Raw genomic sequence first — 25570 nt, forward strand, 5'->3', positions numbered from 1 at the left:
CTATTCCCTCCCTTAACCTAAAAGCTCTTCTACAGATTTGCCGCGTAAACGAGCAACGTCCTCTGCACGCTTTAAGTTCTTTAATCCTTCAATTGTTGCACGAACCATGTTGATTGGAGTGCTTGAACCGAGTGATTTTGAAAGGATGTCAGTAACTCCTGCTAATTCGAGTACCGCACGGACTGGTCCACCTGCGATAACTCCAGTACCTGATCCAGCTGGTTTAATTAATACTTGGCCAGCTCCGAAGCGTCCAATAATTTCGTGTGGAGTAGTTCCATCAACTAATGGTACTTCGATTAAGTTCTTCTTAGCATCTTCAATCGCTTTACGGATTGCGTCAGGAACTTCTTGTGCTTTTCCTGTACCAAATCCTACACGACCGTTTTTATCACCAACTACTACGAGAGCTGTAAAGCGGAAACGACGTCCACCTTTTACAACTTTAGCAACGCGGTTAATCGTTACTACTCGCTCTTCAAACTCAGTTCTGTTCTGATCATTTTGACGCATGAATAGTGTCCCTCCCTCTTTTAAAATTGTAAACCATTTTCACGAGCTGCGTCAGCGAGAGCTTTAACGCGACCGTGGAATAAGTATCCACCGCGATCAAAGACAACTTCAGTAACGTTCTTTTCTTTAGCGCGCTCTGCGATAAGTTGTCCAACTTTTGCTGCAGCTTCTTTATTCGTTGTGTTTTCAGCATCGAATGCTTTATCTAAAGTAGATGCACTTGCAATCGTTACACCGTTAAGGTCATCGATTAGTTGTGCATAGATGTTTTTGTTTGAGCGGAATACGTTAAGACGTGGACACTCAGGTGTTCCACTAATTTTTGTACGTACACGTGCATGACGTTTTTTACGCACAGCATTTTTGTCTAACTTCGTAATCATCGTGGTCACTCCTTCCAGATACCTTTATGCGGCATTATTTACCTGTTTTACCTTCTTTACGACGTACATATTCACCAACGTAGCGAATCCCTTTACCTTTGTATGGCTCAGGTGGGCGTACTTGTCGAATGTTTGAAGCGAGAGCACCAACGCGTTCTTTGTTGTTACCGCGTACGATCACTTTCGTGTTTTCAGGTACTTCGATTTCGATTCCATCTTCTGGTGTGAATTCAACTGGGTGTGAATATCCAACGTTTAGAACTAATTTTTTGCCTTGTAATTGAGCACGGTAACCAACACCGATTAATTCTAATGATTTTTCGAACCCTTTTGAAACTCCAACTACCATGTTATCTAATACAGAACGTGTTGTTCCGTGGATTGAACGATGTTCTTTTGATTCAGAAGGACGCACAATTGTGATCGTGTTACCTTCTTGTTCAAACTTCATCTCTTCATTAAATTGGTTTGTTAATTCACCTTTAGGGCCTTTAACTGTTACGAAGTTATTATCTCCGAACGTTACTGTTACGCCTTCAGGTACTTCGATTGGACGATTTCCAATACGTGACATATCACTGCACCTCCATTCAATTGTTGCTCATTACCAAACGTAAGCGACGACTTCTCCGCCGACTTGTTTAGCACGTGCTTCTTTATCAGTCAACATTCCTTGTGGAGTTGACACAAGTGCGATTCCTAAACCGTTAAGTACTTTAGGTACCTCGTTTGATTTCGCATATACGCGAAGACCTGGTTTAGAAATACGTTTAAGGCCTGTAATAACGCGTTCGTTTTCTTGACCGTATTTTAAGAAGATACGGATGATACCTTGTTTATCATCTTCGATAAATTCTACATCGCGGACGAAACCTTCACGCTTTAAAATTTCAGCAATTTCTCTTTTCATGTTTGAAGCAGGTACTTCAAGCTTCTCGTGACGAACCGTGTTCGCATTACGGATGCGTGTAAGCATATCTGCAATCGGATCACTCATAGTCATTCTATATTAACCTCCTTCCAAAATTAGGGGATTACCAGCTAGCTTTTTTAACGCCTGGAATTTGTCCTTTGTAAGCAAGCTCACGGAAACAAATACGGCAAAGTTTGAATTTGCGATAAACTGAATGTGGACGTCCGCAACGCTCACAACGTGTGTACTCTTGTACTTTGAATTTCGCTTTACGTTTTTGCTTTGCGATCATTGACTTTTTAGCCACGTTTTCGCCTCCCTTTTATTTTACTTTTGGAATGGCATACCCATTTGTGCTAACAACTCACGAGCTTCCTCGTCAGTGTTTGCTGTCGTTACGATAACGATATCCATTCCTCGTACTTTTGATACTTTATCATAGTCAATCTCAGGGAAAATAAGTTGTTCTTTCACACCTAATGTGTAGTTTCCACGACCATCGAATGCTTTGCTAGAAACACCACGGAAGTCACGAACACGTGGGAGTGAAACAGATACGAGTTTATCTAAGAACTCATACATGCGCTCACCGCGGAGTGTAACTTTCGTTCCGATCGGCATACCTTCACGGAGACGGAATCCTGCGATTGATTTTTTCGCTTTTGTAATAACTGGTTTTTGACCAGCGATTAACGTTAATTCTTCTACAGCTGAATCAAGTACTTTTGCGTTTTGAACTGCGTCACCAACACCCATGTTGATTACGATCTTGTCAACTTTCGGTACTTGCATAACTGAGCTATATTCAAACTTGCTCATGAGAGCAGGCGTAATTTCTTTTTGAAACTTCTCTTTTAAACGGCTCATTTTTCGATGGACCTCCTTTCAATCGTTACTTATTTGTCCAAAATTTCGCCGGACTTTTTGGCAATACGAACTTTCTTGCCATTTTCAGTAGTGTAGCCTACGCGTGTAGGTTCACCTGTTTTAGGGTCAATTACCATAACGTTAGAAACATGAATCGCAGCTTCTTGGCTCAAGATTCCACCTTGTGGATTTTCTTGATTCGGCTTCGTATGTTTTTTAACGATGTTAACACCCTCAACGATTACGCGATCTTTTTTAGGAAAAGCAGCGAGGATCACTCCTGTTTTGCCTTTATCTTTTCCTGTGATGACCATTACTTTATCACCTTTTTTAACGTGCATTATATCGCACCTCCTTGACTCGCACTGTCTGTGAATTAAAGAACTTCCGGAGCTAATGAAATAATTTTCATGAAGTTGTTGTCGCGAAGTTCACGAGCAACCGGTCCGAAAATACGTGTTCCACGTGGGCTTTTGTCGTCACGGATGATGACACATGCATTTTCGTCAAATGTGATGTATGAACCGTCTTTACGACGTACACCGCTTTTCGAACGAACGATGACCGCCTTCACTACGTCACCCTTCTTAACAACGCCACCTGGTGTTGCTTTTTTCACCGTACATACTACGATGTCTCCGATGTTTGCAACTTTACGACCTGTTCCTCCAAGCACTTTGATTGTTAAAACCTCACGTGCCCCAGAGTTGTCAGCTACTTTCATACGACTCTCTTGTTGAATCATTGAGGCTACCTCCTCTCGGTTCTAAATTCCGAATGTGTTTATTAAATGATGACCGCTTTTTCTACGATATCTACGAGGCGGAAACGTTTTGTCGCTGAAAGTGGACGAGTTTCCATGATGCGAACGATGTCGCCTTCTTTTGCCGCGTTGAGTTCATCGTGGGCCTTGTACTTCTTAGAATACTTTACACGTTTTCCGTAGAGTCCGTGTTTCTTTTGTGTTTCTACAATCACAGTAATTGTCTTATCCATTTTGTCAGATACGACACGGCCTGTGTAAACTTTGCGCTGGTTACGCTCAGTCATGGCTGCAACCTCCTTCATCAGTTATTTGCACTGATTTCTCTTTGACGTATTACAGTTTTCATGCGCGCGATCGATTTGCGTACTTGCTTGATGCGTGCAGTGTTTTCTAATTGTCCTGTCGCTAATTGGAAGCGAAGGTTAAAAAGCTCTTCTTTCAGTGATTTTACGTTTTGCTCGATTTCTGCAGTTGTTAAGTCACGGATTTCACTAGCTTTCATTAGACTCACCACCAATTTCTTCTCGTTTTACGAACTTGCTCTTGATTGGCAATTTGTGAGATGCGAGGCGTAAAGCTTCACGAGCTGTCTCTTCAGGAACACCTGCGATTTCGAACATCACACGTCCTGGTTTAACGACTGCTACCCATCCTTCAACTGCACCTTTACCTGATCCCATACGGACTTCAAGAGGCTTTTTAGTATATGGTTTATGTGGGAAAATGTTGATCCACACTTTACCACCACGCTTCATATAACGTGTCATTGCAATACGTGCCGATTCAATTTGACGGCTCGTAATCCAAGCTGGTTCTAATGCTTGAAGACCATATTCACCGAATTCAACAGTAGCGCCGCCTTTTGTTTTACCGCGCATTTTACCACGGAAAACACGACGATATTTAACGCGTTTTGGCATTAACATATTATTTGCCTCCTTCCTCAGAGTTCTTCTTCACTGGAAGGACTTCTCCACGGTAGATCCATACTTTAACGCCGAGCTTACCGTAAGTTGTGTCAGCTTCAGCATGTGCGTAATCGATGTCAGCACGTAAAGTATGAAGTGGAACAGTTCCTTCGCTGTATGATTCTGCACGTGCGATATCAGCACCGCCAAGACGTCCAGAAACTTGTGTTTTAATACCGAGTGCTCCAGCACGCATAGTGCGTTGGATTGCTTGTTTCTGTGCACGACGGAATGATACACGGTTTTCTAATTGACGTGCGATTGATTCAGCTACTAATTTCGCATCCATATCAGCACGTTTTACTTCGATAATGTTGATGTGTACACGTTTGCCAGTAAGTTCGTTCAAGTTTTTGCGCAATGCTTCAACTTCTGAACCGCCTTTACCGATCACCATACCTGGTTTCGCAGTGTGTACTGTAATGTTAATACGTTTTGCAGCACGTTCGATTTCAACTTTTGAAAGTGAAGCATCTGCAAGACGTGTTTCGATGTATTCACGGATTTTTAAGTCTTCGTGTAAAAGTGTTGCATAGTCTTTTTCAGCGTACCATTTTGACTCCCAGTCACGAATGATACCAACTCGCAATCCGTTTGGATTAATTTTCTGACCCACGAATTACCCCTCCTTTTTCTCAGATACCACTAAAGTGATGTGGCTCGTACGTTTATTAATACCGCTCGCACGACCTTGTGCGCGTGGACGGAAACGCTTCATAGTTGGACCTTCATCAACGAATACTTCGCTAACGAATAAGTCTTCAGCGTTCATTTCATAGTTATGTTCAGCGTTTGCAATCGCTGATTTTAATAATTTTTCTACAACTGGTGATGCCGCGCGTGGCGTCAATTGTAAAATTGCAATAGCTTCTCCGACTTTTTTACCTCGGATAAGATCGACTACAAGGCGAACTTTACGAGGAGCGATTCGGACTGTTTGTGCAGTAGCTTTTGCTTGTTGCATCAGGATGACCTCCTCTCAATTAGCGTGTTTTCTTATCATCGGCACCATGGCCTTTGAATGTGCGTGTTGGTACGAACTCACCAAGTTTGTGTCCTACCATATCTTCAGTGATATACACCGGAACGTGTTTGCGTCCGTCATAGACAGCGATTGTTTGCTCGATGAACACTGGGAAGATTGTTGAACGACGTGACCAAGTTTTGATCACTTGTTTCTTTTGTGAGTCTGCTTGTGCTTCGACCTTTTTCATGAGATGTTCATCAACGAAAGGTCCTTTTTTCAAACTGCGGCCCATTCTGAAACCTCCCTCCGTGATAGCATTACGGTTCGTTCATTGAACCGCATTGCAATCACATTATTTTTTACGACGACGAACGATGAATTTGTTCGATTTGTTTGAACGTTTACGAGTTTTGTAACCAAGAGTTGGTTTACCCCATGGAGTTAATGGAGATGGCATACCGATTGGAGTACGTCCTTCACCACCACCGTGTGGGTGATCGTTCGGGTTCATGACAGATCCACGTACTGCTGGGCGCTTGCCTAACCAACGTGAACGACCTGCTTTACCGATGTTGATTAATTCGTGTTGTTCGTTACCAACTTGTCCGATTGTAGCGCGGCAAGTAGAGAGGATCATACGAACTTCTCCTGATTGTAAACGAACGATAGAGTATTTCTCTTCACGACCTAATAATTGTGCGCTCGTACCAGCTGAACGGACGAGTTGTCCACCTTTACCAGGTTTTAATTCGATGTTATGGATTGTAGAACCCATTGGAATGTTTTCAAGTGGTAATGTGTTACCGACACGGATGTCAGCTTCTGGTCCACTCATAACCTCCATACCAACTTTTAAGCCTTTCGGTGCGAGAATGTAGCGTTTCTCACCGTCTGCGTAGTTGATTAATGCAATGTTTGCTGAACGGTTTGGATCGTATTCGATCGTTGCAACGCGTCCTGGAATGCCATCTTTACGACGTTGGAAGTCGATGACACGGTATTGGCGTTTATGGCCTCCACCTTGGTGACGAACAGTAGTCCTACCTTGGTTGTTACGTCCGCCTTTGCGGTTTTTTGATTCGAGTAATGATTTTTCTGGTTTGTTCGTTGTAATTTCAGCGAAGTCAGAAACTGTCATATTACGTCGACCGTTTGTAGTAGGTTTGTATTTTTTGATCACCATGTTTGTTCCCACCTTTCATAATTTTTTATATTGTTCAAATTAGAAAATTTCGATGTCGTTTGAATCTTCTGTAAGAGTTACGATCGCTTTACGACGCTTGTTCGTATAGCCAGCGTAACGACCCATACGCTTTAACTTTCCTTTGTAGTTCATAATGTTAACTTTTGCTACTTTAACGTCGAAGATTTCTTCGATCGCTTGTTTCACTAAAGTTTTGTTAGCATTTACGTCTACTTCGAAAGTGTACTTTTTGTCTTCCATAAGTTCGGCAGAGCGCTCAGTAATGACTGGACGCTTAATTACGTTACGTGCTTCCATTAACCAAGCACCTCCTCTACTTTTTCGACAGCTGATTTCGTCATCACGAGGTAGTCGTGGCTAACGATATCAAGGACATTAATGCCTGTTGCTGTAACAACTGAAACACCTGGGATGTTTCGCGCTGATAATGCAACTGTTTCATCTAAGTCTGCTGTAACGATTAAAGCTTTTTTATTTACTGATAATGCTTCTAATACTTTAACGAATTCCTTCGTTTTTGGTGCGTCGAAAGCGAATTGGTCTACTACGACTAATTCTTCTGCTTGTACTTTCGATGAAAGTGCAGATAATAATGCTAAACGACGAACTTTTTTAGGGAATTGGTAGCTATAGCTGCGTTTCGTTGGACCGAATACAACTCCACCGCCAACCCATTGTGGTGAACGGATCGAACCTTGACGTGCACGACCTGTTCCTTTTTGACGCCATGGTTTGCGGCCACCGCCTGATACTTCCCCACGACCTTTTACTTTATGGTTACCTTGACGTAAGCTAGCACGTTGTTGAATGATAGCATCGTAAAGGACAGCTTCATTCGGCTCAATACCGAATACTGCTTCGTTTAATTCTAACTCTCCAACAGCTGATCCTGTTTGGCTGAGTACAGATACTTTTGGCATTTTACTTCCTCCTTTCTGTTAAATTAGTTTCCTTTGATTGCACTGCGCACTTCGATAAGTGATTTGCGTGCTCCAGGAACGTTTCCTTTAATAAGGAGTAAATTGCGTTCTGTATCAACACGGACGATTTCGAGGTTTTGAACTGTTACAGTGTCTCCACCCATACGTCCTGGCATTGTTTGACCTTTAAATACACGTTGAGCATCTACTGAACCGATTGAACCTGGTGCACGATGGAAACGTGAACCGTGGCTCATTGGCCCGATTGCGTGTCCGTAGCGTTTAATAACACCTTGGAAACCTTTACCTTTCGATACTCCTGTTACGTCGACGATATCTCCTTCTGTGAATACGTCAACTTTGACTTCCTGACCAACTTCGTAAGCAGCGACATCTAATCCGCGTACTTCGCGAATGAAGCGCTTAGGTGCCGTTTCAGCTTTTGCTACATGTCCTTTAGCAGGTTTGTTAGCATACTGTTCACGCACGTCGTCAAATCCTAATTGGATTGCTTCGTAGCCGTCCGTTTCAGCTGTTTTCTTTTGAAGAACAACGTTTGGAGCAGCTTCGATTACTGTTACTGGAATGAGATCACCGTTTTCAGCGAAAACTTGTGTCATCCCTACTTTTTTACCTAAGATTCCTTTGGCCATTTGTCACACCTCCTGATAATTTTGTTTTCTATTATTATAATTTAATTTCAATGTCTACACCTGATGGTAAATCGAGCTTCATGAGCGCGTCTACTGTTTTTGGTGTTGGGTTAACGATATCGATTAAGCGTTTATGTGTACGCATTTCGAATTGCTCACGTGAATCTTTGTAAACGTGAACTGAACGTAAGATCGTGTATACTGAACGCTCTGTCGGTAACGGAATCGGACCTGAAACTCCTGCACCTGAACGTTTTGCTGTTTCAACAATCTTCTCAGCTGACTGATCTAAAATTCTGTGATCGTAAGCTTTTAAACGGATACGAATTTTTTGTTTTGCCATTATTTTCCCTCCTTTTCGCCTATTTACTAGACATTCTCCACGAGAATTTCCTTCACATTAGCCATGGCAAAGCGGCCGGGTGTGTCAGCAACCTCTCGCTTCATCGCAGTCAACATTCAACATTATACATGAACAAAAAGAATTCCGCAAGCTCTTTTACGAAATTCATTTCACCTGTTTGATTGACCTTTATTATTATATACACCTTATGTATAAAACACAAGTAAAGTCTGCACTTTCTATGTAAATTTTATAACGAGTCTTTTTAAGTCTAGAGAAAGATCAGTATAGTATTCTATTTTTAATTTGAACTACATTTATTTTAGCTTTCATTGGCAAGTGCAAGATCAGTTTATGAAAAAGAAAAAAAGACCCCGTACGTCTACGAGGTCTTTTTAAGAAAGAGTAAAAATTACTCTTGGATTTTAGCTACAACGCCAGCTCCAACTGTACGTCCACCTTCACGGATTGAGAATTTAGTACCTTCTTCAATCGCGATTGGTGAAATAAGTTCAACTGTCATTTCGATGTTGTCGCCAGGCATTACCATTTCAACGCCTTCTGGTAAGTGGATGATTCCAGTTACGTCAGTTGTACGGAAGTAGAACTGTGGGCGGTAGTTAGAGAAGAATGGAGTGTGACGTCCACCTTCGTCTTTTGATAATACGTAAACTTCTGAAGTGAATTTCGTGTGTGGTGTGATCGTACCTGGTTTAGCAAGTACTTGTCCACGCTCGATGTCTTCACGGCCTACACCACGAAGTAAAGCACCGATGTTGTCTCCAGCTTCAGCGTAGTCTAATAATTTACGGAACATTTCAACACCTGTTACAGTAGTTGATTTTGGTGCGTCTGAAAGACCGATGATCTCTACAGTGTCACCAACTTCAACGCGTCCACGCTCAACACGACCTGTTGCAACTGTACCACGACCAGTGATTGAGAATACGTCCTCAACTGGCATCATGAATGGTTTGTCAGTGTCACGTTCTGGTGTTGGGATGTACTCGTCTACAGCTTCCATAAGCTCAACGATTTTATCTTCCCACTCTTCTTCACCTTCAAGTGCTTTAAGAGCTGAACCTCGGATTACTGGAATGTCGTCGCCTGGGAAATCGTATTCTGATAAGAGTTCACGAATTTCCATTTCAACTAATTCTAATAATTCTTCGTCGTCTACCATGTCACATTTGTTCATGAATACGACTAAGTAAGGAACACCTACTTGACGTGATAAAAGGATGTGCTCACGTGTTTGTGGCATTGGACCATCAGCAGCAGATACTACTAAGATTCCTCCGTCCATTTGTGCAGCACCAGTGATCATGTTTTTAACGTAGTCAGCGTGACCTGGGCAGTCAACGTGTGCGTAGTGACGGTTCTCAGTTTCATACTCGATGTGTGAAGTTGAGATCGTGATTCCACGTTCTTTTTCTTCTGGAGCGTTATCTACGTCTGCGTATGATTTAGCGTCTCCACCCATTTTCTTTGCAAGTACTGTTGCGATTGCAGCAGTTAATGTTGTTTTACCATGGTCAACGTGTCCGATTGTACCAACGTTAGCGTGCTCCTTCGAGCGGTCAAATTTCTCTTTAGCCATTTTGGAAAATCCTCCCTATTTGTGTATAAAGTTTTTTTATATTTTATAAGATATGGAAGGTTAAGAGCCTCTAGAAAACTCCCAACTAACCATATCTTACAAGTTATTCATTTTAGAAACAAGTGAAGAACTGTTAAAAATTATTCACCTGTGTTTTTCTTAATTACTTCGTCAGCAATTGACTTTGGAACTTCTTCGTAATGGTCGAATACCATTGAGAATACTCCACGTCCTTGCGTGTTAGAACGAAGTGAAGTTGCGTATCCGAACATTTCAGCAAGTGGAACCATTGCACGAACTACTTGTGCGTTACCACGCGCTTCCATACCTTCTACGCGACCACGACGGCTTGTTACGTCGCCCATAATGTCACCCATGTATTCTTCTGGAATGATGATCTCAACTTTCATGATCGGCTCAAGAAGTACTGGTGAACATTTTGATGCAGCGTTTTTAAGTGCCATAGATGCAGCGATTTTGAACGCCATTTCGTTCGAGTCAACATCATGGTAAGAACCATCGTATAATTTAGCGCGGACGTTAATTAATGGATATCCTGCGATAATACCGTTGTCAAGTGAGTCACGAAGACCTGCTTCAACAGCTGGGATGTATTCACGTGGAACAACCCCACCAACGATTGCGTCTTCGAACACGAAGTTTTCGCTCTCTTCGCCTTCTGCTGGCTCTTCTTGTGGACCAAATTCGATCCAAACGTGTCCGTATTGTCCACGTCCACCCGATTGACGTACGAATTTACCTTCAACTTCCGCTGTTTGACGGAATGTTTCACGGTAAGATACTTGTGGTGCACCAACGTTTGCTTCCACTTTAAACTCACGTTTTAAGCGGTCAACGATGATGTCAAGGTGAAGTTCACCCATACCAGCGATAATAACTTCTCCAGTTTCCTGGTCAGTGTGCGCACGGAATGTAGGGTCTTCTTCTTGTAACTTAGCGAGAGCTTGACCCATTTTGTCTTGGTCAGCTTTCGTTTTCGGTTCGATCGCTACAGAGATAACTGGCTCTGGGAATTCCATAGATTCTAAGATGATTGGTGCTTTTTCGTCACATAAAGTGTCTCCAGTACCAGTATCTTTTAAACCTACAGCAGCTGCGATTTCACCTGCGTGTACTTCTGAAATCTCTTCACGAGAGTTCGCGTGCATTTGAAGGATACGTCCAACACGCTCACGCTTACCTTTTGAAGAGTTGAGTACGTATGATCCAGACTCAAGAACACCTGAGTAAATACGGAAGAATGTTAACTTACCTACGAATGGGTCAGTCATAACTTTGAACGCAAGTGCTGAGAATGGTGCTTCGTCAGACGCTTCACGAACTTCTTCTTCTTCTGTATCTGGGTTGATTCCTGACATCGCTGCGATATCAAGTGGTGATGGTAAGTAATCAACTACTGCGTTAAGCACTAATTGAACACCTTTGTTTTTGAATGCTGTACCACAAACAACTGGATAGAACTCAACAGCGAGTGTCGCACGACGGATTGCCGCTTTGATCTCTTCTACTGATAATTCTTCTCCACCGAGGTATTTTTCCATGAGTTCTTCATCGACGTCTGCAAGACCTTCAATTAATTTCTCACGGTACTCTTCAGCTTGTTCTTGGTATTCAGCTGGGATTTCAACTTCCTCGATATCAGTACCGAGGTCGTTGCCGTACATTGTAGCTTTCATTTCGATTAAGTCGATAATTCCTGTGAAATCATCTTCCGCACCGATTGGTAATTGGATTGGGTGAGCGTTCGCTTGTAAACGATCATGCAATGTGCTTACCGCATAAAGGAAGTCTGCACCTGTTTTATCCATTTTGTTAACGAAAACTAAACGTGGTACGCCGTATGTTGTCGCTTGACGCCATACAGTTTCTGTTTGTGGTTCAACACCTGATTGAGCATCAAGTACTGTAACCGCACCATCAAGTACGCGAAGTGAACGTTCAACTTCAACAGTGAAGTCTACGTGACCTGGTGTATCGATGATGTTAACACGGTGACCATCCCACTGTGCTGTAGTAGCAGCAGATGTGATTGTAATTCCGCGTTCTTGCTCTTGTTCCATCCAGTCCATTTGTGAAGCACCTTCGTGCGTTTCACCTAATTTATGGATACGACCTGTGTAAAAAAGGATACGCTCTGTTGTCGTTGTCTTACCAGCGTCAATGTGAGCCATGATACCAATGTTACGAGTTTTCTCTAGTGAGAATTCTCTAGCCATATTGTATTTCTCCTTCCATTTCCTTGTAAGGTTAAATGAATGTGATGCTTTAGATTACCAACGGTAGTGAGCGAATGCTTTGTTCGCTTCCGCCATTTTGTGTAACTCTTCACGACGCTTTACAGAAGCACCTGTGTTGTTTGATGCATCAAGAATTTCATTTGCAAGTCGTTCTTCCATCGTCTTTTCACCGCGTGTACGTGAGTAGTTTACGAGGTAACGTAATCCTAATGTTGTACGGCGATCTGGACGAACTTCAACTGGTACTTGGTAGTTAGCTCCACCTACACGGCGTGCGCGAACTTCAAGTACAGGCATAACGTTGTTTAACGCTTCTTCGAATACTTCTAATGGATCTTTACCTGAACGCTCTTGAACGAGTTCGAAAGCTGCATAAAGAATATTTTGTGAAGTACCTTTTTTACCGTCTACCATCATCTTGTTGATGAGGCGAGTAACGAGTTTAGAATTGTAAATTGGATCTGGTAATACGTCGCGTTTTGCGACAGGACCTTTACGTGGCATGTTTGTTCCTCCCTTCAAACTTTTTATTCGAATCTATATTCAAATAATTGATGTCAATTATTTTTTAGGTTTTTTAACACCGTATTGTGAACGGCTTTGTTTACGATCCGTAACACCCGCAGTATCGAGCGCTCCACGAACTACGTGGTAACGAACCCCCGGTAAGTCTTTAACACGTCCTCCACGGATAAGAACAACACTGTGCTCTTGAAGGTTGTGGCCTTCACCAGGAATGTACGCGTTCACCTCTAATGTGTTCGTTAAACGAACACGTGCATATTTACGTAAAGCCGAGTTCGGTTTTTTAGGCTTCATCGTTCCTACACGTGTACACACTCCACGTTTTTGTGGTGAGTTTACAGTAGTCATCGATTTTTTGAAGCTGTTGTACATTTTACCGAGAGCTGGTGATTTAGAACCTGCTTTTTTCGATTTACGTGGCTTGCGAACTAATTGGTTAATCGTTGGCATTTTTCGTCCTCCTCTCAAAATTTCTTAATACCACACATCCAGGTGGTTCATTTTTAGGTAAAAACAAAAGCTTTTGTGAAATTTCACAAAAACATTACTCAATCAAAGTGACTATCGATGCCGCAACTTGTATACCAGCAGCTTCACCGAGAGCTTTTTTCGATTCAACATACGTTACAGGAAGCTGTCTTTTGTTGGCCTCCTCGAGGATTGGCAACAAGAGATTCGCATCCGCGTCTTGAGCGATGACGATCTCGACTGCTTTGCCTGCTCGAATCGTTTTGAATGTTTGTTTTATACCGATGATTGTTTGATTTGCCTTAGCTACCTTTTCATAAGACATGATGCTTCCTCCAAAGTAGAGACATTAACTATCAACCTTTTGTATATTATCATTTTGATTCTATACTGTCAACACTTATCAAGAAATAATTAGGGAGAAAAATCTCCCTAATTTGATTATTGCTGTTCAGTCGTCACAAGTGCTGCTTCCGCTTTTGATAAAGCTTCTTCATCACATTGCATCTCTAATTGACGGTAGCGTTGCATACCTGTTCCAGCTGGAACGAGTTTTCCGAGAATGACGTTCTCTTTCAAGCCGAGAAGCTCGTCTGTCTTTCCTTTGATTGCTGCATCTGTAAGAACGCGTGTCGTTTCTTGGAAAGATGCTGCTGAAAGGAATGATTCTGTCTCGAGCGATGCTTTCGTAATTCCGAGAATAACTGGACGGCTCGTCGCTGGGACTTTGCCGTTCATAATTGCATCGGCATTCGCCTCTGAGAATTGGTGAATGTCCAAGAGTGATCCTGGTAACAATTCTGTATCTCCAGCTTCGATGACGCGCACTTTACGAAGCATTTGGCGAACCATTACTTCAACGTGCTTATCACCGATTTCAACACCTTGCATACGGTAAACTTTTTGTACTTCTTTCAAGAGATACTCTTGAACTGTCGCTACGTCTCGAACGACGATTAATTCTTTCGGGTCAATCGAACCTTCAGTGAGCAAGTCTCCACGGTCTACTTGATCCCCTACGTCCACTTTTAAGCGAGCGTTGTAAGGAGCTAAGTATTTGCGTGTTTCCACTTCACCTTGAATAGTGACTTCTTTTTGACCTTCACGAATCTCATCGATTTCGACAATTTCACCTTTGATTTCCGAAATGACTGCTTTACCTTTCGGGTTACGCGCTTCGAAAATCTCTTGAATACGCGGAAGACCTTGTGTGATGTCGTCTCCCGCAACCCCACCTGTATGGAATGTACGCATCGTTAACTGTGTACCTGGTTCACCGATTGATTGAGCCGCAATAATACCTACTGCTTCTCCTACTTCAACCTCTTCTCCAGTCGCTAAGTTGATACCGTAACATTTTTTACAAACACCGTGCTTCGTATTACATGTGAATGCAGAGCGAATTGTAACTTCTTCAATTCCTGCTTGCACGATTTCTTGTGCGAGGTCCGCTGTAATTAAATCGTCTTTTTCAACGATCACTTTATTTGAATCTGGGTAGTAAATAGTTTTCTTCGCATGACGTCCTTCGATACGCTCTTCTAAAGTTTCGATAATTTCCGAACCTTCGCGAAGCGCACGAATTTCGAGACCACGGTCTGTACCACAATCATCTTCACGGACGATTACGTCTTGCGCAACGTCAACGAGACGACGTGTTAAGTATCCTGAGTCAGCCGTCTTAAGCGCTGTATCCGCAAGACCTTTACGCGCACCGTGAGTTGAAATGAAGTACTCAAGAACTGTTAACCCTTCACGGAATGACGATTTGATTGGAAGTTCGATAATACGTCCAGCCGGGTTGGCCATGAGACCACGCATACCCGCGAGCTGTGTAAAGTTAGATGCGTTACCACGCGCTCCTGAGTCAGCCATCATGAAGATCGGGTTCGTATCTTCGAGTGATTCCATCAATTTGTCTTGAATGATATCTTTCGCTTCACTCCAGTAAGAAATGACGCGGTCATAACGCTCTTCTTCCGTAATTAAACCACGGCGGAATTGTTTCATGACACGATCTACTTTCAACTGTGCTTCGTCCAAAATTTCACCTTTGTTCGGAAGGACGACGATATCTGAAATACCGATCGTAATTCCTGCACGTGTTGAATACTTAAATCCAAGGTCTTTCAAACGGTCAAGCATTTTTGATGTTTCTGTAATGTGGAAACGTTTGAACACTTCTGCGATGATGCTTCCTAAAATACCTTTTTTAAATGGTGCGACAAGTTCTGCATTCGCTAAATGTTCTTTCACATTTTCTGTACCATCGATAAAGTATTTATCTGGTGTTTCAACTTGCAAGTTGCTCAATGTCGGTTCGTTAATGTAAGGGAACGATTTCGGTAAAATTTCGTTGAAGATAATTTTACCAACTGTCGTCAATAACAATTTATTGTTTTCTTCTTCAGTAAATGTCGGGTTGTTCAACGATCCTGCATGAACAGCTACACGTGAGTGTAAATGAACATGACCATTTTGATACGCAATCAATGCTTCGTTCGTATTCGCAAATACGAAACCTTCACCTGCTGCACCTTTACGCTCAAGTGTTAAGTAGTAGTTTCCTAAAACCATATCTTGAGATGGTGTAACGACAGGTTTACCATCTTTCGGGTTCAAAATGTTTTGTGCTGCTAACATGAGTAAGCGTGCTTCAGCTTGCGCTTCTGCTGATAAAGGTACGTGAACAGCCATTTGGTCACCGTCGAAGTCAGCGTTATAAGCTGTACATACGAGTGGGTGAAGCGTGATGGCACGACCTTCGACTAAAACAGGTTCGAAAGCTTGAATACCTAAACGGTGAAGTGTAGGTGCACGGTTTAAAAGTACTGGGTGTTCTTGAATAACGTCTTCAAGTACGTCCCATACTTCCGCATGTTGACGTTCGATTTTACGCTTTGCACTCTTAATGTTATGTGCGAGCTTACGTTCAACTAACTCTTTCATAACGAAAGGTTTGAACAATTCAATCGCCATTTCTTTCGGAAGCCCACATTGATACATTTTCAAGTTCGGTCCGACGACGATAACAGAACGTCCTGAGTAGTCAACACGTTTACCGAGTAAGTTTTGACGGAAACGTCCTTGCTTACCTTTCAACATATGTGAAAGTGATTTTAACGGACGGTTACCTGGTCCTGTAACAGGGCGACCACGACGACCGTTATCAACGAGCGCGTCTACTGCTTCTTGCAACATACGCTTTTCGTTTTGGACGATGATGCCAGGTGCGCCAAGGTCAAGCAAACGTTTTAAACGGTTGTTACGGTTGATCACTCGACGGTAAAGGTCGTTCAAGTCACTCGTTGCGAAACGTCCACCGTCTAATTGGACCATCGGGCGCAATTCAGGTGGGATGACAGGTAACACTTCGAGAACCATCCACTCTGGACGGTTGCCTGAGTTACGGAATGACTCGACAACTTCCAAACGACGAATGGCACGTGTACGACGCTGTCCTTGTACTGTTTTTAATTCTTCTTTTAACATTTCCGTCTCTTTATCGAGATCGATGCTTGCTAAAAGTTGTTCAATCGCTTCTGCACCCATGAGCGCAACGAATTTCGAACCGTATTTTTCACGATACATACGGTATTCTTTTTCTGAAAGCAATTGTTTTTTCTCAAGTGGCGTATCTGCTGGTTCAATTACAACGTAAGATGCGAAGTAAATAACCTCTTCCAAAGCACGTGGTGTCATATCTAAAATAAGTCCCATACGGCTCGGAATTCCTTTGAAATACCAAATGTGTGTCACTGGTGCTGCAAGTTCGATATGTCCCATGCGCTCACGACGCACTTTTTGGCGTGTTACTTCAACACCACAACGGTCACAAACGACGCCTTTATAGCGAACACGTTTATACTTTCCACAATGACATTCCCAGTCTTTCGTAGGTCCGAAAATACGCTCACAGAATAAACCGTCTTTTTCTGGTTTTAATGTTCTGTAGTTAATCGTTTCTGGCTTTTTCACTTCACCGTAAGACCATGAACGAATCTTATCTGGAGAAGCGAGACCAATCTTCATATACTCAAAGTTGTTTACATCAATCAAGGAGCCTACCTCCCTATATGTTTTAATATTTTGCGTGGCTGTTCACAAAACATCTTGTCAATTGTATAGTGATGCGGGAAGCGATTGCCTCCCGCTCTTTTCTTATGATACAGGTTGATCTTCACCGACTACGTTCAATTCATCTTGATGCATATCATCTTCTTCTGAATCACGCATCTCAATTTCTTCGAAGTCTTCTGTTAACATTTTAACGTCGAGCCCTAAGCTTTGAAGTTCTTTAATGAGAACTTTAAATGATTCAGGAACTCCTGGCTGCGGTACACTTTCACCTTTAACGATCGCTTCGTATGTTTTCACACGTCCGACGACATCGTCAGATTTTACCGTTAAGATTTCTTGTAATGTGTACGCCGCACCATAAGCTTCAAGCGCCCAAACTTCCATCTCTCCGAAACGCTGTCCACCGAACTGCGCTTTACCTCCGAGTGGTTGTTGTGTGACGAGTGAGTATGGTCCAGTTGAACGAGCGTGAAGTTTGTCATCAACCATGTGCGCAAGTTTGATCAAATACATGACCCCTACAGATACACGGCTATCGAATGGTTCGCCCGTACGACCGTCATAAAGAACAGTTTTTCCGTCGCGGTCCATTCCAGCTTCTTCCATCGTCTCCCAAACGTCTTGTTCGTTCGCACCGTCGAATACAGGTGTTGCAGTATGAATGCCTAGGTTGCGTGCTGCCATACCTAAGTGCATTTCAAGAACTTGCCCGATATTCATACGTGATGGAACACCGAGTGGGTTTAACATGACATCGATCGGCGTACCGTCCGGCATAAATGGCATATCTTCCTCAGGTAAAATACGTGAGATAACCCCTTTGTTACCGTGACGTCCGGCCATTTTGTCACCGACTGAAATTTTACGTTTTTGAACGATGTAAACACGTACGAGTTGGTTTACACCTGGTGGTAATTCGTCGCCGTCTTCACGGTTGAATACTTTCACGTCTAAAATAATACCGCCTGCTCCGTGTGGTACACGCAATGAAGTATCACGTACTTCACGTGCTTTCTCACCGAAAATCGCATGTAAAAGACGTTCTTCTGCCGTTAATTCTGTAACTCCTTTTGGTGTTACTTTACCGACTAAAATATCACCGTCTCGAACTTCAGCTCCGATTCGGATAATTCCACGGTCGTCTAAGTTGCGAAGCGCATCTTCACCGACGTTCGGAATATCGCGTGTGATCTCTTCTGGTCCGAGTTTCGTATCACGAGCTTCTGATTCATACTCTTCAATATGAATCGACGTGAAGACGTCATCTTTTACGAGACGCTCACTCATGATGATCGCATCTTCGTAGTTGTATCCGTCCCAAGTCATGAACGCTGTTAATACGTTACGTCCGAGTGCAAGTTCACCTTGCTCCATTGAAGGACCATCCGCTAAAATATCGAGTGGTTTTACACGATCTCCAACTGAAACGATTGGACGTTGGTTATAACATGTTCCTTGGTTAGAACGAATGAAATTGTCTAATTTATAAGATGTTAAGTCACCTTGTACTTCTTTGCCGTCTACTTCTTCGATACGACGAACGCGAATTTCACGCGCTTCTACGTGTTCAACGATTCCGTCATATTTCGCAAGAACTGCTGCTCCTGAGTCACGTGCTGACACGTGCTCCATTCCTGTACCGACTAACGGTGATTCAGGATTTAATAAAGGAACAGCTTGACGTTGCATGTTCGCTCCCATGAGGGCACGGTTCGAGTCATCGTTTTCAAGGAATGGAATACATGCTGTCGCTGCCGAAACAACTTGTTTTGGCGAAACATCCATGTAGTCAATTTGTTCACGTTTGAATACCGTGTTATCCCCTTGGAAACGTCCGACTACTTCTTCATTTACGAATGAACCGTCTTCTGCTAAAGGTGCGTTCGCTTGTGCGACGACATAGTTATCTTCTAAATCCGCAGTTAAATAATCAATTTGTCCTGTGACGCGACCTGTTTCAGGATCGACTTTACGATATGGTGTTTCGATAAAGCCGAATTTATTCACTTTCGCAAATGTTGAAAGTGAGTTAATGAGCCCGATGTTCGGTCCCTCAGGTGTTTCAATCGGACACATACGTCCGTAGTGAGAATAGTGAACGTCACGAACTTCCATACCAGCACGCTCACGCGTTAAACCACCAGGTCCAAGTGCAGATAAACGACGCTTATGCGTAAGTTCCGCAAGCGGGTTCGTCTGGTCCATGAACTGTGATAATTGAGAGCTTCCGAAGAACTCTTTAATTGATGCGATCACTGGACGGATATTGATTAATTGTTGTGGTACGATCGATTGCGTGTCATTGATTGACATACGCTCTTTTACGACACGTTCCATACGTGAAAGTCCGATACGGAATTGGTTTTGTAATAACTCACCAACTGAACGTAAACGGCGGTTTCCTAAATGGTCGATGTCATCTGTATTTCCAACACCGTGCAATAAGTTAAAGAAGTAACTAACCGATGAAATAATATCAGCAGGTGTGATACATTTCACTTCTTCGTCTACATTCGCGTTAGAAATAACGTTAATGATCTGACCTTCTTCACCTTTAGGTGCGTAAATTTTTACAGATTGAATGACGATCGGCTCATCGAGTGCGCCACCGACTTGTGTGATCTCTTCTGTGCAAAGACCAGCTTCAAAGTGAGGTAGTAAACGATCAAGCGTACGACGATCCATCATTTCGCCTTTTTCAATTAAAATTTCTCCTGTTTCAGGATCCACTAAAGTTTCAGCGATTTTTTGATTGAATAGACGATTTTGTAAGTGGAGCTTTTTATTCATTTTATAACGACCGACATTCGCTAAATCATAACGTTTCGGATCGAAAAAGCGTGAATAAATTAAGTTTTTCGCACTGTCTAATGTTGGTGGTTCACCAGGGCGAAGACGCTCATAAATTTCAAGCAATGCTTTCTCAGAGCTTTCTGTGTTATCCTTTTCTAAAGAATTACGTAAAAATTCATTATCACCGATCAATTCGATGATTTCTGAATCAGCAGAAAATCCGAGCGCACGTAAAAGGACGGTAATCGGTAATTTACGCGTACGATCGATACGTACATGAACAATATCTTTCGCATCTGTTTCGTATTCTAACCAAGCACCACGGTTCGGAATAACTGTCGCTCCGAATCCACGTTTACCGTTTTTATCTGTTTTATCATTGAAATAAACGCTCGGTGAACGCACGAGCTGAGATACGATAACACGCTCTGCTCCGTTAATGATAAATGTTCCATTTTCAGTCATGAGCGGGAAATCACCCATGAATACTTCTTGCTCTTTCACTTCTTCTGTTTCTTTGTTGTGCAAGCGAACTTTCACGCGAAGTGGAGCCGCAAAAGTAACATCTCGCTCTTTCGATTCATCGACTGGATATTTCGGTTCTCCTAATTTGTAGTCGACAAACTCTAACGAAAGATTGCCAGTGAAGTCTTCGATTGGAGAAATATCGCGAAACATTTCACGCAATCCTTCCTCTAAGAACCATTCGTATGAAGCTGTTTGAATTTCAATTAAGTTCGGTAAATCTAAAACCTCTTGAATTCGAGCATAACTTCTACGCTGACGGTGTTGACCGTACTGTACTAAATGACCTGTCAACTCTTTCACCCCTCAAAACAATATTAGTTCTTCCGTTTCTCAAGAAAATAGTGTATGATAACGAAAAAACAAAAAGAAAACGAGTTCTTGCAAGAGCTCATTTTCGATTTAACTACGTATACATTCAGTGACTATAAGTAAAATAGGCATAATCGTGCAATATAATTTATTTTGCATTTATCAATACTAACATAACACTTGACATTCGTCAATTATATGCAACGACTATACTTAGATTAAAAAAAGCCCGTCCATGACGGGCTTTTTGAGTTCTGAAGAATTATTTAAGTTCGATTACTGCGCCAACTTCTTCAAGTTTAGCTTTCATTTCTTCAGCTTCTTCTTTAGCAACGCCTTCTTTAACTGCTTTCGGTGCGTTGTCAACTACTTCTTTCGCTTCTTTCAAGCCGAGGCCTGTGATTTCACGAACAGCTTTGATAACTTTGATTTTTTGAGCTCCTGCTTCTGCAAGGATAACGTCGAATTCTGATTGCTCAGCTCCGCCTGCTTCTCCACCTGCTGCTGCAACTGCAACTGGTGCTGCTGCTGTTACTCCAAATTCTTCTTCGATTGCTTTAACGAGATCGTTTAACTCGAGAACTGTCATTTCTTTAATAGCGTCTAAAATTTGCTCGATAGTCATTATAATTTCCTCCTATATTTTAAGGTTTCTTTTTTTACGTTTTTAAGCTACGTTAAGCCACTTGGGAATTAAGCTCCCTCTTCTTCGCCTTTTTGATCTGCAACTGCTTTCGTAGCGAGTGCAAAGTTGCGCATTGGCGCTTGAAGTACAGATAAAAGCATAGAAAGGAGTCCTTCGCGTGATGGAAGTTCTGCCAACGCTTTGATTTCATCAACTGAAACTAAGTTTCCTTCGATGATACCTGCTTTAATTTCTAATTGTTCGTTTTCTTTCGCGAAGTTGTTTAACACTTTTGCAGGTGCGATAACATCTTCAGTTGAGAAAGCGATCGCGTTCGGTCCTGTTAAGAACTCGTTTAACGCTTCGAAGCCTAAAGATTCTGCTGCGCGACGTGACATTGTATTTTTGTAAACTGTCATGTCAACTCCTGCTTCACGTAATTGCTTACGTAATTCAGTAGCTTGTGCAACTGAAAGACCACGGTAGTCAACAACGATAAACGCTGCTGATTCTTTCATTTTGTCAGTAATTTCTTGAACTACTGCTTGTTTAGCTTGTAAAATTTTGCTCATTCGTGACACCTCCTACGTTGAAAGTTCAGTCACTCATACCGATATAGAAAAGCCCTCGATATCTATCGGAAGACACGAGGGCGCTAAAGTCGTTTTAAAAACGTCTTTGTCCTCGGTAGGATTTTTATGTGTTGGACACCCCTACTGTCTTCGGTACAAATGTTTATTCAATTAACCATGGGAAATCATACCACGTACAATTTCCCATGTCAATGATTATTTTGCTTTAGAAACAGCTGATAATGGATCGATTTTAACTGCAGGACCCATTGTCGTTGTTACGTAAACGCTCTTCATGAAAGTACCTTTCGCTGAAGCTGGTTTAGCTTTTAAGATCACGTCGAAAATTGTTTCGAAGTTTTCAGCTAATTTTTCAGCGTCGAATGATGCTTTCCCGATTGGCGCGTGAACGATACCTGCTTTGTCAGCACGGTATTCAACTTTACCCGCTTTAATTTCTTCAACAGCTTTCGCTACATCAAATGTAACTGTTCCTGTTTTAGGGTTTGGCATTAAACCTTTTGGTCCGAGTACGCGACCGATTTTACCAACTTCACCCATCATGTCTGGTGTCGCAACGATAACGTCGAAGTCGAACCATCCTTGTTGGATTTTTGTAATATATTCTGCATCGCCTACGTAATCTGCTCCAGCAGCTTCTGCTTCTTTGAGCTTTTCACCTTTAGCGAATACTAATACTTTTTGTGTTTTACCAGTTCCGTTTGGAAGCACTACTGCTCCACGGATTTGCTGATCATTTTTACGAGTGTCGATTCCTAAACGGAATGCCACTTCAACTGTAGCGTCGAAGTTTGTCGTGCTCGTTTTTTTAGCGAGTTCAATCGCTTCTTTATATTCGTAAGTTTGTGTTTTGTCCACTAACTTTTGTGCTTCTACGAATTTTTTACCTCTTTTAGCCATTTTATATCCTCCTCTATTGTGGTTTTAACGGAATTTGACCTCCCACGAATAAAGGTTGCGCGTTCATAGGAACAGCCGCAACCTCCAACAACGAAACGAGAGTCGTGATTAATCTTCGACAGTGATTCCCATACTGCGAGCAGTACCTTCAACCATTGCCATTGCTGCTTCAACTGATGCAGCGTTCAAGTCTTCCATCTTAGACTCTGCGATTTCACGTACTTGATCACGTTTAACTGTAGCAACTTTTTTCTTGTTAGGCTCACCTGAACCTTTATCAATTTTAGCTGCTTTCTTTAACAACACCGCTGCTGGTGGAGTTTTTGTAATGAACGTAAATGAACGGTCTTCAAATACAGTAATTTCTACAGGGATGATTAATCCTGCTTGTTCTGCTGTACGAGCGTTGAACTCCTTACAGAATCCCATGATGTTAACACCTGCTTGACCTAAAGCCGGTCCTACTGGTGGAGCTGGGTTTGCTTTCGCTGCAGGAATTTGTAATTTTACAATTTTGCTTACTTTTTTAGCCACGAGACACACCTCCTTAAAGTCCGTGATGTGGTAAATTGGGTTGCCCCTCCCACTCATCTTGTCGCTGTCCTCCTTGGAGAACAGTGTGACCTTTAAAATGATACCATCAATCCGGAATTAATTCAAGTTCTTTTTTATAAAACTTTTTCAATTTGTTCGTAATCGAGTTCCATATTCGTTTCTCGACCGAACATGTCGACACTTACTTTAATTTTATCTTTCTCTAAATCGATTTCTTCAATTTTACCTTGGAAGCCTGCGAACGGTCCTTCGATCACTTCTACTAACTCGCCAACCTCATAATCGATATCGACGCGACGTTCATTGACACCCATCTTCTTCAAGATGAAGTCTACTTCTTCTGGCAATAACGGTGTCGGCTTCGCTCCTCCACCTGAAGAACCGATAAATCCAGTTACTCCTGGTGTGTTACGAACGACATACCAAGAATCGTCTGTCATGATCAGTTCAACGAGCACATATCCTGGGAATGTTTTGCGCATCACTGTTTTTTTCTTGCCGTCTTTAATATCTACTTCTTCCTCTTCCGGTACGATAACGCGGAAAATTTTATCTTGCATACCCATCGTTTCGACACGTTTCTCAAGGTTCGCTTTCACTTTATTTTCATACCCTGAGTAAGTGTGTACGACATACCATTGCTTTTCAATATCCATAGTTTTGAGGACTGTTCGTCCCGCCCCTCCTTCTCGTATGTTCCATACGATTGAATTAAACTGAAAAAACCCGTTCCTTGCTCGTGACGGGATTTTTTCTCAGTTATATTTTACATTTTTATAAGCTAATATACCAATCCATTAATTTCTTAATGCCAAAATCTGTTGCTGCAAAAAATAAAGCCATAAAAATAACTGTCGTAATAACGACAATTGTATACCGGACGAGTTCTTTACGTTTCGGCCAGCTTACTTTACGCATCTCAGTACCGACGCTTCTTAAAAAGCCTTCTTTATTATTGCTCATCTTCGTGCTACCTCCGAACTTTTATCCTTGATCATTACCGATTCGTCTGTTTGTGAACCGTATGAGCATTGCATTGCTTACAATGTTTTTTTAATGTGAGGCGCTCTTCTTTCCCGTTGTTGCGTGCAGGTACAGAATAGTTGCGAGAGCCACATTCCTCACAGCACAAAACTATCTTCTTCGTCATGTCTTCACCTTACTTTAGATGAGTTAACTTACTCGCACAAGAATAACATTTGTAATTTTTCATGTCAATGTAACATATGTAAAAGTTTCACAATATCGGCGGGTTCAATTTTTTCTTAATTCTTTGTAACGCATTATCGATTGACTTTACAGGTTTTTTCAAAGCTGTCGCAATTTCGTCATACGAGCTACCTTGAATATATTGAAAATAAACTTCTCGCTCTAAAGAACTCAGCTTCGTTTCGATTTGTTTTTCAAATAATTCATATTGTTCTCGATAGAGCATCATCCATTCGGGATTATAAACATCCGTCGTACTAACTTGTTGAAATAAAGGCTCTGAATCTTCTAATTCATAGTCGAGCGATAAAGATGAATTTAAAGGTTGATGTTTTTGACGCGAAGCTGTTTTGATAGCGGTTAATATTTGGCGCGTCACGCACAGTTCAGCATAATTTCTAAACGGTACATCGCGGGTTGTATCGTACGTTTGAATCGCACGGTACAATCCAATCATTCCTTCTTGCGCTAAGTCTTCTCGCTCGCCTCCGATCAAAAAATAAGAGCGAGCTTTCATTTTGACGAAATCCTCATACTTTTTAATGAGCGTACCTGCTGCACACTCTTTCCCGCTTCGCCATTCATTCACTAATTTCAAATCGGATTGTTGTTGTTCAGAATTCATCAAAA

34 protein-coding genes and 1 other annotated feature are annotated in these 25570 nt (G+C 42.1%); all 34 genes read right to left on the reverse strand.

From position 1 onward, the window contains the following. Window positions 1–12: 12 nt before the first annotated feature. Window positions 13–513, reverse strand: coding sequence for a 30S ribosomal protein S5 (gene rpsE / locus ACFQ0V_RS10290; protein ID WP_194562466.1), 501 nt, complete (start codon window positions 511–513; stop codon window positions 13–15). Between the two features lie 20 nt (window positions 514–533). Then, a complete protein-coding gene (gene rplR / locus ACFQ0V_RS10295; protein WP_381013062.1) occupies window positions 534–896 on the reverse strand; it encodes a 50S ribosomal protein L18 in 363 nt (120 codons plus the stop codon). A 34-nt stretch (window positions 897–930) separates the two neighbouring features. Next, complete coding sequence (gene rplF, locus ACFQ0V_RS10300; protein WP_381013065.1) at window positions 931–1470, reverse strand: 50S ribosomal protein L6; 540 nt, start codon at window positions 1468–1470, stop codon at window positions 931–933. A 30-nt stretch (window positions 1471–1500) separates the two neighbouring features. Further along, complete coding sequence (gene rpsH, locus ACFQ0V_RS10305; protein ID WP_194562463.1) at window positions 1501–1899, reverse strand: 30S ribosomal protein S8; 399 nt, start codon at window positions 1897–1899, stop codon at window positions 1501–1503. Window positions 1900–1930: 31 nt separating this feature from the next. Then, entirely contained in the window at window positions 1931–2116 is a 186-nt protein-coding gene (locus ACFQ0V_RS10310; protein WP_381013069.1) for a type Z 30S ribosomal protein S14, read from the reverse strand. Between the two features lie 20 nt (window positions 2117–2136). Beyond that, complete coding sequence (gene rplE / locus ACFQ0V_RS10315) at window positions 2137–2676, reverse strand: 50S ribosomal protein L5 (protein WP_194562461.1); 540 nt, start codon at window positions 2674–2676, stop codon at window positions 2137–2139. Between the two features lie 29 nt (window positions 2677–2705). After that, a complete protein-coding gene (rplX, locus tag ACFQ0V_RS10320; protein ID WP_194562460.1) occupies window positions 2706–3017 on the reverse strand; it encodes a 50S ribosomal protein L24 in 312 nt (103 codons plus the stop codon). Window positions 3018–3052: 35 nt separating this feature from the next. Continuing rightward, window positions 3053–3421, reverse strand: a complete 369-nt coding sequence (gene rplN / locus ACFQ0V_RS10325) for a 50S ribosomal protein L14 (protein WP_194562459.1) — start codon at window positions 3419–3421, stop codon at window positions 3053–3055. A gap of 41 nt (window positions 3422–3462) precedes the next feature. After that, complete coding sequence (rpsQ, locus tag ACFQ0V_RS10330) at window positions 3463–3726, reverse strand: 30S ribosomal protein S17 (protein WP_194562458.1); 264 nt, start codon at window positions 3724–3726, stop codon at window positions 3463–3465. A 17-nt stretch (window positions 3727–3743) separates the two neighbouring features. Continuing rightward, window positions 3744–3944, reverse strand: coding sequence for a 50S ribosomal protein L29 (gene rpmC / locus ACFQ0V_RS10335; protein ID WP_194562457.1), 201 nt, complete (start codon window positions 3942–3944; stop codon window positions 3744–3746). Then, window positions 3934–4368, reverse strand: coding sequence for a 50S ribosomal protein L16 (gene rplP, locus ACFQ0V_RS10340; RefSeq protein ID WP_194562456.1), 435 nt, complete (start codon window positions 4366–4368; stop codon window positions 3934–3936). The genes rpmC and rplP overlap by 11 nt, the downstream gene beginning before the upstream one ends. A gap of 1 nt (window position 4369) precedes the next feature. Beyond that, entirely contained in the window at window positions 4370–5026 is a 657-nt protein-coding gene (rpsC, locus tag ACFQ0V_RS10345) for a 30S ribosomal protein S3 (RefSeq protein ID WP_381013074.1), read from the reverse strand. A 3-nt stretch (window positions 5027–5029) separates the two neighbouring features. After that, window positions 5030–5374, reverse strand: a complete 345-nt coding sequence (gene rplV / locus ACFQ0V_RS10350) for a 50S ribosomal protein L22 (protein ID WP_381013077.1) — start codon at window positions 5372–5374, stop codon at window positions 5030–5032. A gap of 19 nt (window positions 5375–5393) precedes the next feature. Then, complete coding sequence (gene rpsS / locus ACFQ0V_RS10355; RefSeq protein WP_194562453.1) at window positions 5394–5669, reverse strand: 30S ribosomal protein S19; 276 nt, start codon at window positions 5667–5669, stop codon at window positions 5394–5396. A 60-nt stretch (window positions 5670–5729) separates the two neighbouring features. Then, window positions 5730–6560: a 50S ribosomal protein L2 gene (rplB, locus tag ACFQ0V_RS10360; RefSeq protein ID WP_381013080.1), complete on the reverse strand. Its 831-nt coding sequence runs from the start codon at window positions 6558–6560 to the stop codon at window positions 5730–5732. A gap of 39 nt (window positions 6561–6599) precedes the next feature. Beyond that, window positions 6600–6878 carry a 50S ribosomal protein L23 gene (rplW, locus tag ACFQ0V_RS10365; protein ID WP_194562451.1) on the reverse strand — a complete coding sequence of 93 codons (279 nt, stop codon included), beginning with the start codon at window positions 6876–6878 and terminating at the stop codon, window positions 6600–6602. After that, a complete protein-coding gene (gene rplD, locus ACFQ0V_RS10370; protein ID WP_194562450.1) occupies window positions 6878–7501 on the reverse strand; it encodes a 50S ribosomal protein L4 in 624 nt (207 codons plus the stop codon). The genes rplW and rplD overlap by 1 nt, the downstream gene beginning before the upstream one ends. A 23-nt stretch (window positions 7502–7524) precedes the next feature. After that, window positions 7525–8154 (reverse strand): 50S ribosomal protein L3, encoded by a 630-nt coding sequence (gene rplC, locus ACFQ0V_RS10375; protein WP_194562449.1) that lies wholly within the window; start codon window positions 8152–8154, stop codon window positions 7525–7527. Between the two features lie 34 nt (window positions 8155–8188). Beyond that, a complete protein-coding gene (gene rpsJ / locus ACFQ0V_RS10380) occupies window positions 8189–8497 on the reverse strand; it encodes a 30S ribosomal protein S10 (RefSeq protein WP_194562448.1) in 309 nt (102 codons plus the stop codon). A gap of 412 nt (window positions 8498–8909) precedes the next feature. After that, complete coding sequence (gene tuf, locus ACFQ0V_RS10385; protein ID WP_381013086.1) at window positions 8910–10097, reverse strand: elongation factor Tu; 1188 nt, start codon at window positions 10095–10097, stop codon at window positions 8910–8912. Window positions 10098–10237: 140 nt separating this feature from the next. Further along, window positions 10238–12334 carry an elongation factor G gene (gene fusA / locus ACFQ0V_RS10390; RefSeq protein ID WP_381013088.1) on the reverse strand — a complete coding sequence of 699 codons (2097 nt, stop codon included), beginning with the start codon at window positions 12332–12334 and terminating at the stop codon, window positions 10238–10240. Between the two features lie 54 nt (window positions 12335–12388). After that, on the reverse strand, window positions 12389–12859 hold the full coding sequence (gene rpsG / locus ACFQ0V_RS10395) for a 30S ribosomal protein S7 (protein ID WP_381013090.1): 471 nt from the start codon (window positions 12857–12859) through the stop codon (window positions 12389–12391). Between the two features lie 57 nt (window positions 12860–12916). Beyond that, the gene (rpsL, locus tag ACFQ0V_RS10400) at window positions 12917–13330 is read right to left on the reverse strand and encodes a 30S ribosomal protein S12 (protein ID WP_194562444.1); all 414 of its coding nucleotides are present in this window, start codon (window positions 13328–13330) and stop codon (window positions 12917–12919) included. A gap of 94 nt (window positions 13331–13424) precedes the next feature. Next, complete coding sequence (locus tag ACFQ0V_RS10405) at window positions 13425–13673, reverse strand: ribosomal L7Ae/L30e/S12e/Gadd45 family protein (protein WP_381013092.1); 249 nt, start codon at window positions 13671–13673, stop codon at window positions 13425–13427. 116 nt (window positions 13674–13789) lie between these two features. Next, window positions 13790–17407, reverse strand: a complete 3618-nt coding sequence (gene rpoC, locus ACFQ0V_RS10410) for a DNA-directed RNA polymerase subunit beta' (protein WP_381013095.1) — start codon at window positions 17405–17407, stop codon at window positions 13790–13792. A gap of 102 nt (window positions 17408–17509) precedes the next feature. Further along, on the reverse strand, window positions 17510–21040 hold the full coding sequence (gene rpoB / locus ACFQ0V_RS10415) for a DNA-directed RNA polymerase subunit beta (RefSeq protein WP_381013098.1): 3531 nt from the start codon (window positions 21038–21040) through the stop codon (window positions 17510–17512). 280 nt (window positions 21041–21320) lie between these two features. After that, window positions 21321–21683, reverse strand: a complete 363-nt coding sequence (gene rplL / locus ACFQ0V_RS10420) for a 50S ribosomal protein L7/L12 (protein WP_194562440.1) — start codon at window positions 21681–21683, stop codon at window positions 21321–21323. Window positions 21684–21751: 68 nt separating this feature from the next. Further along, entirely contained in the window at window positions 21752–22255 is a 504-nt protein-coding gene (gene rplJ, locus ACFQ0V_RS10425; RefSeq protein ID WP_381013101.1) for a 50S ribosomal protein L10, read from the reverse strand. Between the two features lie 37 nt (window positions 22256–22292). Beyond that, window positions 22293–22427, reverse strand: a sequence feature (ribosomal protein L10 leader region). 44 nt (window positions 22428–22471) lie between these two features. Then, window positions 22472–23176, reverse strand: coding sequence for a 50S ribosomal protein L1 (gene rplA / locus ACFQ0V_RS10430; protein ID WP_381013104.1), 705 nt, complete (start codon window positions 23174–23176; stop codon window positions 22472–22474). 108 nt (window positions 23177–23284) lie between these two features. Beyond that, the gene (gene rplK / locus ACFQ0V_RS10435; protein WP_194562437.1) at window positions 23285–23710 is read right to left on the reverse strand and encodes a 50S ribosomal protein L11; all 426 of its coding nucleotides are present in this window, start codon (window positions 23708–23710) and stop codon (window positions 23285–23287) included. Between the two features lie 134 nt (window positions 23711–23844). Then, on the reverse strand, window positions 23845–24381 hold the full coding sequence (gene nusG, locus ACFQ0V_RS10440) for a transcription termination/antitermination protein NusG (RefSeq protein ID WP_381013227.1): 537 nt from the start codon (window positions 24379–24381) through the stop codon (window positions 23845–23847). Window positions 24382–24505: 124 nt separating this feature from the next. Then, the gene (secE, locus tag ACFQ0V_RS10445; RefSeq protein ID WP_381013107.1) at window positions 24506–24694 is read right to left on the reverse strand and encodes a preprotein translocase subunit SecE; all 189 of its coding nucleotides are present in this window, start codon (window positions 24692–24694) and stop codon (window positions 24506–24508) included. 34 nt (window positions 24695–24728) lie between these two features. Next, window positions 24729–24881 (reverse strand): 50S ribosomal protein L33, encoded by a 153-nt coding sequence (gene rpmG, locus ACFQ0V_RS10450; protein WP_194562435.1) that lies wholly within the window; start codon window positions 24879–24881, stop codon window positions 24729–24731. A gap of 87 nt (window positions 24882–24968) precedes the next feature. Further along, entirely contained in the window at window positions 24969–25565 is a 597-nt protein-coding gene (sigH, locus tag ACFQ0V_RS10455) for an RNA polymerase sporulation sigma factor SigH (RefSeq protein WP_381013109.1), read from the reverse strand. Between the last annotated feature and the right edge of the window lie 5 nt (window positions 25566–25570).

This window comes from Savagea faecisuis (genome assembly GCF_042675605.1).
In the GTDB taxonomy this organism is placed as follows: Bacteria; Bacillota; Bacilli; order Bacillales_A; family Planococcaceae; genus Savagea; species Savagea faecisuis.